The sequence below is a fragment of the Streptomyces sp. TS71-3 genome (genome assembly GCF_018327685.1).
GTDB lineage: Bacteria > Actinomycetota > Actinomycetes > Streptomycetales > Streptomycetaceae > Streptomyces.
Genome location: NZ_BNEL01000001.1, coordinates 1868934 through 1883050, shown reverse-complemented (window position 1 = coordinate 1883050; position 14117 = coordinate 1868934). Strand labels below are relative to the sequence as shown.

The 14117-nt window shown below is 70.6% G+C and carries 6 protein-coding genes; 4 read left to right on the top strand and 2 right to left on the bottom strand.

From position 1 onward, the window contains the following. The first annotated feature begins 253 nt into the window (after positions 1–253). The 4 genes from Sm713_RS07750 (at position 254) to Sm713_RS07735 (ending at position 10705) form a co-directional block, all read left to right on the top strand. Entirely contained in the window at positions 254–4144 is a 3891-nt protein-coding gene (locus Sm713_RS07750) for a phage resistance protein (RefSeq protein WP_212908905.1), read from the top strand. Beyond that, a complete protein-coding gene (pglZ, locus tag Sm713_RS07745) occupies positions 4141–7098 on the top strand; it encodes a BREX-2 system phosphatase PglZ (protein ID WP_212908904.1) in 2958 nt (985 codons plus the stop codon). Before Sm713_RS07750 ends, pglZ begins: the two co-directional genes overlap by 4 nt. A 98-nt stretch (positions 7099–7196) precedes the next feature. Further along, on the top strand, positions 7197–8519 hold the full coding sequence (brxD, locus tag Sm713_RS07740) for a BREX system ATP-binding protein BrxD (protein WP_212908903.1): 1323 nt from the start codon (positions 7197–7199) through the stop codon (positions 8517–8519). Next, positions 8519–10705 carry a DEAD/DEAH box helicase gene (locus tag Sm713_RS07735; protein ID WP_212908902.1) on the top strand — a complete coding sequence of 729 codons (2187 nt, stop codon included), beginning with the start codon at positions 8519–8521 and terminating at the stop codon, positions 10703–10705. The genes brxD and Sm713_RS07735 overlap by 1 nt, the downstream gene beginning before the upstream one ends. 28 nt (positions 10706–10733) lie before the next feature. Here the strand turns inward: Sm713_RS07735 and Sm713_RS07730 are convergent, their stop codons facing one another. Next, on the bottom strand, positions 10734–12620 hold the full coding sequence (locus tag Sm713_RS07730; RefSeq protein ID WP_212908901.1) for a DUF2075 domain-containing protein: 1887 nt from the start codon (positions 12618–12620) through the stop codon (positions 10734–10736). A 433-nt stretch (positions 12621–13053) separates the two neighbouring features. Next, entirely contained in the window at positions 13054–13329 is a 276-nt protein-coding gene (locus Sm713_RS07720) for a DNA-binding protein (RefSeq protein WP_212908900.1), read from the bottom strand. Positions 13330–14117: the final 788 nt, after the last annotated feature.

The window sequence follows — 14117 nt, the reverse complement described above, 5'->3', positions numbered from 1 at the left end:
AAACGTCACCGTGGCAGCAGAGGCCGACATCACCGTGGCCGGAATACCGCGCTCCGTGGCCAATTCCCCGTTCTCACAACATCGTTGCAGTCGCCACGTGACATGCTGTCAGCAGGGGGATTTTCCGACCATCAGGCCGACGGCGCACCGTACGTGGCCCCGGGCCCGTCCTGCCGAACGTCCTCCTGCCACACGGACAGCGAGCGTGGCGGTGCGGGTGCCCTCCCACCGCCGGAAGGAGTGCACGTTCCGTATGCCCCAGCAGCCGCAGCCGCCCCTGCTCCGCGATGTGATCGACATCAAGGAGAAGGTGTCCACGTCGGACTTCGTCCTCCAGCTCGCCGAGGCGACGACAGCCGAGGGAGCCGAACGGGCGCTGCGGGAGTACGTGGTCACGGAGCGGCTGCAGAAGAACTTCGACGAGGCGTTAAGCCTCATCAAGGCCGCGGTGGACGGGCGCGGCTCTAAGGCAGCCTACCTGCACGGCTCGTTCGGTTCCGGTAAGTCGCACTTCATGGCCGTGCTGCACGCGCTGCTCAGCGGGGCGCCTGCCGCCCGGGAGCGCGCGGACCTCGACCCGGTTCTGACCCGGCACGAGTGGCTGGCGACGGGCGGGAAGAGGTTCCTGCTGGTGCCGTACCACATGCTCGGTGCGAAGGCGCTGGAACAGCGGGTGCTCGGCGGGTACGTCAGCCACGTCAAGAAGCTGCATCCGGACGCGCCGACGCCGCAGGTGTACCGGACGGACTCCCTGTTCGCCGACATTCGCGCCATGCGCGCTCGGATGGGCGACGAGGCCGTCATCGGGGGCCTCTCCCCCGCGGACGGGGTGGGCGCCGACGAGGACGACGAGTGGGGCGAGTCGTTCGCATGGACGCCCGCGCTGCTGGACACCGCGCTGGACGCGGAGGAGGTGCACGAAGCGGGGCAGGCGCTCAACCTGGTGTCGCCATCCGCTCCGGCGGAGCTCCGGGCCAGGCTGGTGGAGGACGCCGGGACCAATCTCCTGCCCGGTTTCGCGCGGAACGCCGCCGAGGACGAGCACGGGTTCGTCTCGCTCGACGCGGGTCTGGGTGTGATCGCCGAGCATGCCAAGGCACTGGGCTACGACGGGCTGATCCTCTTCCTGGACGAGCTGATCCTGTGGCTGGCCACGCTCATCCACGACCAGAAGTTCGTGGCACGCGAGGCGGGCAAGATCACGAACTTCGTGGAGGGCGGCGACGCGCGGCGCGCGATACCCGTGGTCTCGTTCATCGCCCGCCAGCGTGACCTTCGGGAGCTGGTCGGGCAGGAAGTGTCCGGCGCCGCCGAGTCCGCCATCCAGGACACCCTGAACCTGGCTTCCGGACGGTTCGACCGGATCAGGCTGGAGGACCGCAACCTCCCCCAGGTCGCGCACGCCCGCCTGCTGAAGCCGACGGGTCCCGAGGCCGCCGCGCTCGTCAACGAGCAGTTCGAGCGGACCCGCAAGGTCCGCCAGGAGGTGTGGGACACGCTCCTCGGATCGGATCGGGGCGTGGACGGCGTCGGTGCCGACGAGGCCAGTTTCCGCCTCACGTATCCGTTCTCGCCGGCCTTCATGGACACCCTGGTGCACGTGTCCTCGGCGCTCCAGCGCAACCGCACCGGCATGAAGCTGATGGGACAGTTACTCGCGGACCACCGCGACGACCTGCGCCTGGGCGACCTGGTGCCGGTCGGCGACCTGTACCCACTGATCGCCGCGGGCGGAGACAAGCCGTTCACGGACAGCCTGAAGGTCGTCTTCGAGGCGGCCGACAAGCTGTACAAGACGAAACTCCGGCCCTACCTCCTGGAGCAGTACCAGGTGACGGAGGAGGACGTCGAGCGGTTCGCCCACCGCCGCGCCGGCATCGACGATCCGGCCCTGCTGAGCCGGCTGCGGTCGTTCACAGGGGACGACCGGATCATCGGCACGCTGCTGCTGTCCGCGCTGGTGCCGAGCGTGCCGGCGCTGTCGAACCTGACCATCCGGCGCCTGTCGGCGCTGAACTACGGGTCGATCGTCGCGCCGATCCCGGGCCGCGAGTACGGGATCCTCCAGGCCAAGATCAGCGAGTGGGCGGCACGCTTCCCGGAGATCAAGCCGACCGGCACCGACGCCAATCCCGGTGTACGTCTTGAGCTGTCCGGCATCGACGTCGACTCGGTCATCGCCAACGCCGCCGTCAACGACAACCCGGCAGGCCGTGAGGCGCTCGCGAGGACGCTGCTCGCGGAGGAGCTGGACATCTCCCAGGGGCGGCTCACGGACGAGCTGAGCTTCGTGTGGCGCGGCACCCAGCGCACCGTCGAGGTGATCTTCGGGAACGTGGCGGACGCCGAGCAACTGCCCGACCACGATCTCCGCCCCGTGGAGGACGGCCGCTGGCGGATCGTCGTCGACCTGCCCTTCGACGAGCTCGACTTCGGGCCGCGCGACGACGCGAACCGCTTCCAGCGGCTGCGGGAGAGCCAGCAGGGCGAGCGGTGGCGCACGGTGGGATGGCTGCCCACCCACCTGTCCAAGCAGCGCTACCAGGACTTCCGGCGGCTGGTGATCATCGAGAAGGCGCTTGCCGACGAGCAGCGCTTCAATGCGCAGTACGCGGTCCACCTCAACGCCGACAACCGCGCCCGCGCCAAGGGCCTGCTGCAGACCCAGCGGGAGTCGCTGCGCCGGAACGTCAAGGGCGCGTTCCGGCAAGCGTACGGCCTGGCTCAGAAGAAACCCGACGACGTGGAACTGGGCTTCGACGACCACCTGGCGTCGCTGCGCGACGTCGACGGCCTGACGCTGTCCTTCGGCCAGTCGCTCGGCCACGCCCTGCGGCACGTCGCGGACCGGCTGCTGGCCAGCCAGTACCCCGCGCACCCCGACTTCGGCGCTCAGGTCGTAAAGCCGGCCGACGCGCGCCGCGTGTTCACCCACGTACGGGCGGCGGCTGAGATGCGTGACGGGCGTGCCGAGGTGCCGAGCGGTGACCGGGGCCTGATGCAGCGCGTGGCGGTGCCGCTGCGGCTCGGCCAGCAGAAGGAGGCGTATTTCGAGCTGTCCACGTACTGGGCCGACCACTTCCGCAAGCTCGCGAGGGACGAGGGCGTCACCGGCGATCCGTCCGTGATCAGACTGGTCGACTGGACGGACCGGCCCGAGGCGCGCGGCCTGCCGGACTTCCTCGCCAAGCTCGTGGTGGCCTCGTTCGCGGAGATGGACGACCGGGTGTGGGTGCGGGGCGGAACCGTACTGGAGCCGGCGCCGGAGCTGTCGGGCATCGAGAGCCGCGACACGCTGCGCAGCCAGCCGCTGCCCTCGGAGGACGACTGGGAGGGCGCACGGCTGCGGTTCGAGACCGTCTTCGGCGTGAAGGCGCCGACGCTGCGGCGCGGCCGCATGGTGAACCAGTTCGCCCGTCAGATCAAGGACCAGGCCCGCGGCCACGAGGAGACCGCTGCGGAGCTGGTGCGGCAGTTGGAGCGGCACGCCGGCTTCCTCGCACTCGACGAGACCGACGAGGCCGGGCGTATCGCCCTCGCCCGCCGGACCGTGGACCTGCTGAAGGCGCTGGGCGGTGCCACCGGGCCGAAGAAGACGGTGGAGGCACTGGCCTCGTTCGACCTGGGCCAGGTCACGGCCGACCGCTACGGCACGTCGATCCAGCAGGCGGGCGCAGTTGCCAGGGTCCTGGACGCGACCTCCTGGTCCACGCTGGAACTGGCACTCGGCGAGGGCCCGGAGGGCCTGGCCCTGCTGGACTCGCTGCGTGTCAAGGCCCAGCGGGACCAACGGGCCCACGACCTGCGCGAGGCGTTGGAGGTGACCCAGCGCGAGGTGCTGGCGCTGGCCAAACGCAACCGTGCCGCCACCCACCCGACACCCCCGCCGCCACCGGCGCCCGAGCCCGGACCCCAGCAGGCCGACGACGTGCCCCTCGACACCACGACCAGCCATCCGCAGGTGCCGGAGAAGCAGCCTCCCGCGCCGGTGGGCCCGGGCAGGGCCAAGCCGGCCAAGCGCTCCGGTGGCGGGCGGACCACGGCAGGCCGTGCGCTGGCCAAGTTGCAGGCCGACCTCGCCGAGCTGGTCGCCCGGGAGCCCGGCGCCGTCGTCGAGATCACGTGGAAGGTCGTCGACCGGTGAGCGCCCCGGCTCTCGCGATCGCCGGGCGGCTGAACCTGGCGACGGTCAGTCAGTACCTCTCGTCCCAGAAGTCCCTGGCGGCCTCGCTCACCGGTGCCGGCAAGTCGCAGGTCGTGCTGCTGCGCTCGGCGCCCAGGTGGGACGGCCCCGAGCAGCCCGTGTGGGGAGAGGGCAGGACGGCACGCATCGCGGCGGCCCCCTCGGCCCTCGCCGTCCACGAACTCGTCCTGGAGCATCTCACCGGCGTGAGCGACGGCCTGGTCGGTGCGGACGGCCCGGACAGCGCTGGAGCCGTGGGCGAGCCGCGGGTCCTCGTCGTGCTCACCGACCGCGAAGAGGGCGAACTCGACCCGGCGATCCTGGCACGCGCCCACAAGAAGCGGGTGTCCGCCCTGGACCACTGGGACGTGGTCCGCGAGGCCTTCGGAGCCCAGGACATCGACCGCCGGCTCAAGGACGACAACTGGGCCGCCGAGGCCCTCGCGGACGCCACCCCTCCGGGAGGCTGGCGGCCGGTGGGCGGCGGTCTGCTGTCCCGCCGGACGGCCCTGACCCGGCTGGCGCTGCGGCGACTGCACCTGGGGCGATACGAAGACGCGCCCGCCACGCCCGACGGGCCGGACGCGCCGGAGCCCGACCGGCCGGCCGAGGACATCGACGCCCACACCCTGCTGCGCTGGTCCCTCACGCCCGGCCGCCCCGAGCGGTTCCTCGCGCTCCGCGGTCCCGAACGCGCCGGACTCGCGGCTTTCCTCGGTGAGGAGGACCAGGCCCATCTCGTGGCGCGGGCGGTGTTCGCGCTGGTCGAGGCCGAGCATGGTCCGGAAGCGGTGCCCTTCGGCCTGGTGTGCGCGGCCCTGTGGCTGCACGCCGAGCCCGACGCCGCCGTCTACCGTGCCCGTGGACGCGCCGAACGCTGGTTCGGGGAGCAACCACTCGCGACCGGTGAGGAGTTCGACGCGCTCGTCTCCGCCTTCGGCAGGGCGGCGGAGGAGTTCGTCACGGCCCGGTTGACGATCGCCGCGCGCGGCACGGACGGTGGAGAGCGCGGCGATGCGGCTCGCGAGGCCCGCCGGCTCAGTGACACCGTCCTGAACCAGGCGTCCCGTCTGGTCACCCAGTTCGGCGCGGAGCAGGCCGCCGCGGCGAGCCCGGTGCTACCGGCCGGGCTGGAGGCCGGGTTCACCGCCGTGGGCCGCGCCCTCTCGGCGGGCCGAATCGCAGCCGTGGCTGACGCCGTGCACGCCCTGAGCACGCACAAGGGCGCCCACGAGCCGGAGATCCGGGGCCGCATCGAGCGCGCCCGGATGGGGCAGCGCCTTACCCGGTGGCTGGCGTCCGACCCGGTCACGGAGTGCGAGTCGGTGGGCGAAGCCGTCAGCGGCCACATCGCCGAGACCGGTTGGGTGGACCGTGCCCTGGAGCACGTGGAGGCCGGCGGTGACCGCGAGCCGGTGCTCGGCTCCGCGTACGGGACGCTGGCCGCGGACGTCCGCAAGCGCCGGCACCGACTCGACCAGGGCTTCGCCCGGGCGCTGGCCACCTGGACCGAGGCGGGGACGCCGCCGGGCTCCCTGCTGACGGTGGAGACCTTCCTTGACCGTGTCGTGAAGCCGGTCGTCCGAGGCGGAGCAGGCCGCCGCGTGCTGCTGCTCGTCCTGGACGGCATGAGCGCGGCCATCGCCACCGAACTCGCGGAGGAACTCCGCGCTTCGTGGGCCGAGTACGACCCGCTCGGGGAGGGTGCGCCACGCCGCCGGGCCATGGCCGCCGCGCTGCCCACGGTGACCGCGGTCTGCCGCACCGCCCTGCTCACCGGGCAGCTCAGGACCGGATCGCAAGCGGACGAGAAGCGGCTCTTCCCCACGCTCGGGCTGTGGGGTGGTCGCAAGGCCGCCGTCTTCCACAAGGACGACCTGGAGAGCAAGGAGGCCGGGGCTCCCTTCGGACCAGATCTCCTCGCGGCGCTGGCGGACGGCGAAAGCCACGTGGCGGTCGTCCTGAACACCATCGACGACCGGCTCGCCCACGAGCAGAAACTCGGCGACGGGACGTGGAAAGCCGAGCACATCTCGGCACTCCTCGGGCTGCTGCGCCTCGCGGCGTCCGAGGGAATGGCCGTGGTGATCACCAGCGACCACGGGCACGTGGTGGACGGGCACGGCGCGAAGGTCGACGCCGACGCCCCGGAGTCCGCCCGCCACCGGCTCGCCGGCGGGGAGCTGCACCACACAGAGGTCGCCCTGTCGGGCCGACGCGTCGTATGGCCCCAGCCCGGCGCCGCGATCGTGGCCCTCTGGGACGCGGATTCCCGGTACACGGCGCGCAGGGCGGGCTACCACGGCGGCGTTTCCCTCGCCGAGTTCGCCATTCCCGTCCTCGCGTTCCTCCCCTTCGGGGCCCAGCCTCCGAAGGGCTGGCGGGAGCTGGGCGACCAGATGCCCGCCTGGTGGTCCGACGACGCGGAGCCCATCGAGCAGGGGCCGGACGTCCCGGCGACCACTCCCAGAAAACCGCCCCGGGAGAAGCCAACCAAGGCGCAGGCCGAACTCGCCCGCGCCCACGAGTCCCTCTTCGACGTGGCGCTGGTCCCGGCGGGCACGGACGACGGGGCGCTGCTCGCCGCGGCGCCGGTCGACCCGGACGAGACGCTCGTCGACCGACTTCTCGCCTCGGAGACGTTCCGCGGCCAACTCGAACTGCTCGCGCGCAAGCCCAAGAACCTGGACACCGTCAAGCAGGCCGTCCTCGTGCTGCTGGCCACCGGTGGCACACTGCCCGTCACCGCGCTGGCCCAGCGCATCGACTACCCGCCGGCCCGCGCCGACGGGTTCGCCGCCGTACTGCGCCAGCTCCTGAACTACGACGGCGTCCAGGTCCTCCGGACGCTGCCGGACGGCCGCACGCTGCGCCTCGACCGCGGGCTTCTCCGGGACCAGTTCGGGATGGGCTGACGTGCCGCCGAATCTTCTTGATCACCAAACCGGCTACGGCAGCCTCACCAGAGGAAGGTGATGGGCAGGCACGGCACGGCGAATGGGAGACTGGGACAGTGAGCGAACCGCGCCCCTCCGTTTCCGCGGTGCGTCGCCGCACCGCCATCGACGCACTGCGGCGCGGCGCCGTGCCCGACAGCGGACTCGACCTGCTGGCCACCGGTCTTGACAGGTTCGAGGCAGCGCTGGACGCCGAACTCGACGCGGTGGCGTCGGGCGCCTCGGTGTTCAAGGCCGTGCGCGGCGAGTACGGCTCGGGCAAGACGTTCTTCACCCGATGGCTCGGCGAACGGGCACGGCAACGCAACTTCGCCGTCTCCGAGATCCAGATCTCCGAGAGCGAGACGCCGCTGCACCGCCTGGAGACGGTCTACCGGCGCCTCACCGAGCGGCTGGCCACCGCGAGCTTCCCGCCGAGCGCGCTCAGGCCCGTGGTGGACGCCTGGTTCTACGCCCTGGAAGAGGACGCCCTGGCGGCGGGGGCCGACGAGGACGGCCTGGCCGACGAGGTGGAGAAACTGCTGACCGCACGGCTGGCGGAGGTCTCCCGGCACGCCCCGTCCTTCGCGGCGGCTCTGCGCGGCTACCGGGCCGCGCTCGCCCAGGGCGACGAGGCGACTGCGGCGGCGGTACTGGCGTGGCTCGGCGGACAGCCGCACGTGGCCGCCGGCGCACGGCGGTCCGCGGGGGTGCGCGGGGACCTCGACCACTTCGGCGCCTTCGGCTTCCTGCAGGGTCTGCTGACCGTGCTGCGGGACTCCGGTCACCGTGGTCTCTTCGTGGTCCTCGACGAGGTGGAGACGCTCCAACGGGTGCGTTCCGACGCCCGTGACAAGGCCCTCAACGCGCTGCGGCAGCTCATCGACGAGATCCATTCGGGCCGCTTTCCGGGCCTGTATCTGGTGATCACCGGCACTCCCGCGTTCTACGACGGTCCCCAGGGAGCCCAGCGGCTCCCTCCGCTCGCCCAGCGTCTCGCCACCGACTTCACCACCGATCCCCGCTTCGACAACCCGCGGGCGGTCCAGGTGCGCCTGCCCGGCTTCACGCAGGACTCGCTGACCCGCCTGGGCACCACGATTCGCGACCTGTACTGCGTGGGGTCCGAGTCCCCGGACCGGGTGAAGGCCCTCGCCGACGACGCCTACGTCGCCGACCTCGCCAGGGCCGTGGGAGGCGCGTTGGGCGGGAAGGTCGGAGTCGCGCCGAGGCTGTTCCTGAAGAAGCTCGTGGGCGATGTGCTCGACCGGATCGACCAGTTCGAGGACTTCGATCCCCGCCGTCACTACCGGCTGACAGTGAGCGGCAGCGAGCTCACCGACGTCGAACGCAATCTGGCCGCCGCGGTCTCAGCCGACGACATCGACCTGGATGTGTGATGCCCGACGTGTCGGACGCCAATGACCCGGTCGACCGCCTCGACGCCGTCATCCTGCACCACGTCGTGAACACCCTCGGCTGGCCGGACCTGCGCCCTCTTCAGCGGGAGGCGATCCGGCCGGTGATGGACGGCGACGACGCCCTCCTGCTCGCGCCCACCGCGGGCGGCAAGACCGAAGCGGCCTGCCTGCCGGTGCTGTCCGCCATGACCGAGCGGCGGTGGGCGGGTCTGTCAGTGCTCTACCTCTGCCCGCTCAAGGCGCTGCTCAACAATCTGGCGCCCCGCATCGACACCTATGCCCGGTGGCTCGGGCGGCGCGCCGAGCTGTGGCACGGTGACACCAGCCAGGCGCAGCGCCGCCGTATCCGTGCCGCCCCCCCGGACATCCTGCTCACCACGCCGGAATCCCTGGAAGCCATGCTCATCGGGGTCAAGACCGACCACGCTCATCTGCTGGGCAGCGTGCGGGCCGTCGTGGTCGACGAGGTGCACGCCTTCGCCGGGGACGACCGCGGCTGGCACCTCCTCGCCGTGCTGGAACGCCTGCAACGCGTCACCGGACGCCCCATCCAACGCATCGGTCTGTCGGCCACCGTTGGGAATCCGGACCGGCTGCTCACCTGGTTGCAGGGTGCCGGGGTGGGGAAGCGGCCGGGTCAGGTCGTGGCACCGGAGGTTCGCCTCGCCGGGACCGCTGCCCTCCCGCTGGGGCCTGAAGCGGGCGCCCCGCTCGGGCGACCCGCGGGCGCCGTCGAGCTCGACCACGTGGGCTCCCTGGACAATGCGGCCAAGCTCATCGCCACCCTGCACAGGGGCGAGAAGCGCCTGGTGTTCTGCGAGTCCCGGCGACAGGTCGAGGAACTGGGTGCAGCCCTGCGAGCGCGAGATGTCAGTGTCTTCCTGTCCCACGCCTCCCTGTCGATGGAGGAGCGCGCACGGTCGGAGGAGGCGTTCGCGGCAGGCCGTGACTGTGTCATCGTCGCCACGTCCACGCTCGAGCTGGGGATCGATGTCGGGGACCTGGATCGCGTCATCCAGATCGACGCACCGGCTACCGTCGCCTCGTTCCTCCAGCGCATCGGCCGGACGGGGCGGCGTCCGGGCTCCAGCCGGAACTGCCTGTTCCTCGCCACCCGCAGAGACACCCTCCTCCAAGCGGCGGGGCTGCTGCTGCTCTGGGGACGCGGCTGGGTCGAGCCCGTCACACCACCGCCGGAACCTCGCCACCTGGCGGCGCAGCAACTCCTCGCCATGGCCCTCCAAGAGCACCGACTCGGCGACCAGGTGTGGGCTCAGCAATGGAACGGTCTCGCACCGTTCGACAGCTCCGCCGAGCCGGTCCTGCGACACCTGGTGAGGGAGGGGTTCCTCGACACGGACAGCGGGATGCTTTTCGTGGGACCGGAGGCCGAGCGCCGTTTCGGCCACCGCCACTTCATCGCGCTGACTGCCTCGTTCACCGCGCCTCCGCAGTTCACCGTCCTCTCGGGGCGCACGGAGATAGGCCGGACGGACCCGTCCGTTCTGACCGAGGAACGGCCGGGACCGCGTCGGCTGCTGCTTGCGGGGCGCAGTTGGCAGGTGACGTTCATCGACTGGGGGCGCCGGCGGGCCTTTGTCGTCCCCGTGGACAGCGGAGGCGTGGCCAAGTGGACGAACGGCGCCCTGGCGGGCCTCTCGTACGCCTTATGCCGGGCCATGCGCGAGGTGCTCCTCGGCGCCGATCCTCCTGTCTCCCTCACCCGGCGCGCCGAGGCCGTCCTGGCCGAGTGGCGCCGGCTCGACGGACCCGACCTGGTGCATCCCGGGGGCACGTTGATCACCCGGGTGGGCGGCGACATGCGCTGGTGGACCTGGGCCGGCTACCGAGCGAACGCCACCCTGACCGCGACGCTGTCCTCGATCTGCGACCCCGTACAGCGGCCCGCGGACTGCTACGTGCGCCTCAGGGAGGACCTCAGCCCAGAAATGTGGCGCAGCGCACGCCAGGCCGTCGATACATCAGCACCTCTCGTACTTCCCGACGTCGACCGCCGGGCTGTGAGCGGCCTGAAGTTCTCCGCCGCCCTCCCCGAACGCCTGGCCGTAGCCACCCTGGCAGCCCGCCTCGCGGACTTCGACGGCGCCCGGGCCGCTCTGGCGGAGCCGACACGGTTCCAGGTATCCGGCCACGGCATGCCCTGACAATCACCAAGGGACCAGTCGGTTGTCGTTACCTGGCGACAGCCTCCTGTGCCACTCCCCCCGCCAGCTCCCGCAGCTTCTCCCGCGTCTCCGCATCCGTCGAGTACACGATCGTCCCCACCATGCCCCGCGTCAGCAGGACCTTGTACGTGTTGCGGATCAGGCGGTCCACGTCGGCGTCCGGGGTCGACCCCCTGAAGACCGGGTCCTTGGACGCCGTGCGGTCCGTTACCCAGTGGTCGTCGCGCCAAACCAGATCGGGGCCGATGATGACGCCGGACCAGTCGTACTCGAAGCCCTGAGCGGTGTAGACGCAGCCGATCTGCCCGAAACCTGCCGGGTCGGTGGCCCAGAGTGCGGCGGGCGGCGCGCCGGAGACGGAGCGGTCGCCGCGCAGATTCCATGGACGGGCCCAATCGCCGATGACGACGTCCGGCGGGAGCGGGGCACCGTCCTTCGGTTCCTTTGACCATTTCCAGCAGTAGCCGGCGGACATGCGGGCACCGTAGCCCTGAGATCGACGCGCTTCGAGGAAGGCTTCCATCTCCTGCGGGCTGTCGGCGACCAGCAGGTTCATGCGGTCGTCGGGTTCCCAGACGACCGGTCCGCCAGGCTCCAGCCCCAGGAGCCGGACCACCCAGCGCAGGTAGGCGTCACTGCCGCCGCAGCGGAACTGGCTGTCCAGCGGGACGACCTGGCACGGGATGCCCCGCTTGGCCGCTGCCGACTTGATCTCGGCCACTGTACCCATCTCTCCGGGGCGGACGACCTGGTGCTCGTCGAGGAGGAAGACGGGCACGTAGGCGACGTCGATGAGTTCGTCGATCTGCGCCCTGCCGGTGCGGTGCTCGGCGCGGGTGTAGCGGTTGGCCGAGGTCTCTCGGATGCGGTGGGCCTCGTCGCAGATCAGGGCGCCCAGGCTGTTCTTCTCTGCCGTCATGAAGCTGTTGAAGTACTTGAAGAGGTCGTGGACTTCGCGTTTGCGGGCTCCGGCGACCTTCCTCATCGTCTTGGTGAACGACTGAGAGCCGGTGGCGTGCAGCGCCGGCACCCCACGGCGGTACAGCTCACCGAGCAGTTGGAGAGCGATCACGCTCTTGCCCGTCCCGGGACCGCCCGTGACGATGACGACTTCCTTGCGATCGGCGCGCTTCGCCTTCTCAACCGCGTTGAGCACCATGCGGTACGCGACCTGTTGCTCGTCGAGGAGGACGAACTGCTTGCGCTCGCGCACCTCCTCGGCAGCCACGGAGATCAGCTGCCTCGACGGTGCGGTCGCGCCGGCGCACAAGTCGTCTGCCGCCTGGGCTCCCGGGTGCTTGTCGCTCAGCCTCGTACGGAGGTGTTCGAGGAAAGCGCCGCGGCGTTCCGCTGTGAAGAGCAGCCCATGGCCGTCTCGTTCGATCTCCCGCAGACCCTTCACACCGAACTCGGTGGCGTTGTGCAGGAATGCCACTCCGTTGACCCGGTCACCGTGTTCGGCTACGGCCCCGTTGAAGTTGACGAGGTACCCGCAGTAGCGCCGTACCTGCTCGATGGGATTGAGGACCGGGTGGGTGTAGGCATCGACATGGCACAGGGTGAGATCGTCCTCATGGGGAAACGCCTGGCTCCACTGCTTCAGCTCCACCACGACATACGACGGCTCGCCCGTGACCGGGTGCACTCCGGCGAGCACGACATCCGCGCGCTTGCTGTTCAGAGGGAGCGCGTACTCCAGCATGACCTCCACGTCGCCCAGGCCCGCGTCGTTGAGCGCGGCGGCCAGGACGGGGATGCTGCGTTCCCAGGAGCGCGCCTCCGAGGCGCCAGGCCGGTAACCGTGCATGTGGACGAACTGGTCGGTGAGGTGCAAGAACAGTGAACCGTCGAGTGCCATGACGGCGACCGTCTTTGCGGACGCGCGGAACAGCAAGAACTTCCCCCAGGCAGCACGAAGAGACTCGTGCGGGTGGGGGCATGTCCTTCGAGACTCCACCGGAGTGGAGCGGAAGCCCGTCGGGCCGCAATGACGTCTACGAGACTATCTGGCGGTAGCGACACAGCCGTACAGGCGCAACAAGGGGTGCCAGACGGTGCCGTGCAGCGTGGTGCTTGGGGAGGACGGGACGGCCAAGTGGTCAGTTCGCGGGCGGGGAAGCCGTGTCGTCGGCCTTGAAGTTGAATTTGATGTGGTCTCCATCGACGGAGGACACATCGATCGACACGCCCAGGGTACTTCCATCCATCGGAGGACCCCCGGATCTTCGGTTACAGCCACCTGACCGTCCGGTACGAGCGAGAAGGCAGACGCTTCGACCTGACGGGCCATGCGGGCAGACAGGAGATCGGGACCGCCTTGGGCCGCTTCACTCGAACCGTGCGGCAAATCCCACTCCCTCCTCCACGTCGTCGAGATGGACAGGTCGACTCTCCACTTCAAGAACCCGCATCAGGCCTGAGGTCGGTACGCGGTATCGGTGCCCTGGGCGCAGGACCGGGCAAGGGAAGGCGTCTCGGGCCATGAGGGGGTAGGCCGTGGCGACGCTCATCCCCAGCGCGCGTGCGGCGGTCGCCAAGTCGACGGTCACCGGTAGGCAGAAGAGTTCAGGGAAGGTCAGCGTCGAGCCGGTCGGCGCAGTCATCAGGACGCACTCCGTCGAGAGGTGCGGCCCTTTCCGTCGACAGAAGCTTGGTGCGGAAGGCCGCCCGCCGCTCGGGATGTCGTACGCAGACGTGCGGCACGAAGAGCCGCATCGAGACCCATACGCTGCGCCACCGCGCCGAGACGCTCGCCCTCCTGCCGGGCACTGGCCGGCCCGGAAGGCCCCCGCGAGCCGACCACGCCACGGTGGACCACCTTGTCTTGCTGTGCCGAATCGTGGATTCGGGCCGGTCGCTGCCTGTGAGTTATTTCCAGGTCCGCCACAGGCTGTTCGCGCGCCGCGGCCTTGGCGAAACGCCATCCCCCACTGCTGGCGGCGCGCCTCAGCTCATCTCCGAGCCCGGGCCGTTCGGGATCCGCTGCGTAGAGGGCTTCCAACGCGGCTGTCAGGACTGCGGAGCAGATGTCCTGCCGGTCGACTCGGGAGCAGCGGGCGATCCGGAAGACCGCACGACGCAGACCAGGAAGCAGCATCCACAGCGTCACGATGCTCCACATGCCGCACCCGGCATGCGCACCCCTACCCGCAGGGGCACCCGTGCCGGCACCGGCACCGGCACGATCTCGTTGAGCGAGTTGGACCAGGCGCCGCCAGACGGCATCGCGCAGTTCGGGGTCCGTATCCGGATCCTGGGCGGCCTTGCGGGCCTCGGGCAGCAGGAGAGTGCGGGATCGCTCGTGCGGAGGGTCGATGAGCAGGCTGGGAGCGGGAAAGCGCTCCGTGTGCCTCACTGCGAGGATCTCGATGGCGTCGAAGATGTGTGGTGC

Excerpts from the sequence above, each read along its gene's own strand:
- Sm713_RS07750 (WP_212908905.1), top strand. The coding sequence starts at position 254 with ATGCCCCAGCAGCCGCAGCCGCCCCTGCTCCGCGATGTGATCGACATC.
- Sm713_RS07735 (WP_212908902.1), top strand. The coding sequence starts at position 8,519 with ATGCCCGACGTGTCGGACGCCAATGACCCGGTCGACCGCCTCGACGCC.
- Sm713_RS07720 (WP_212908900.1), bottom strand. The coding sequence starts at position 13,329 with ATGACTGCGCCGACCGGCTCGACGCTGACCTTCCCTGAACTCTTCTGC.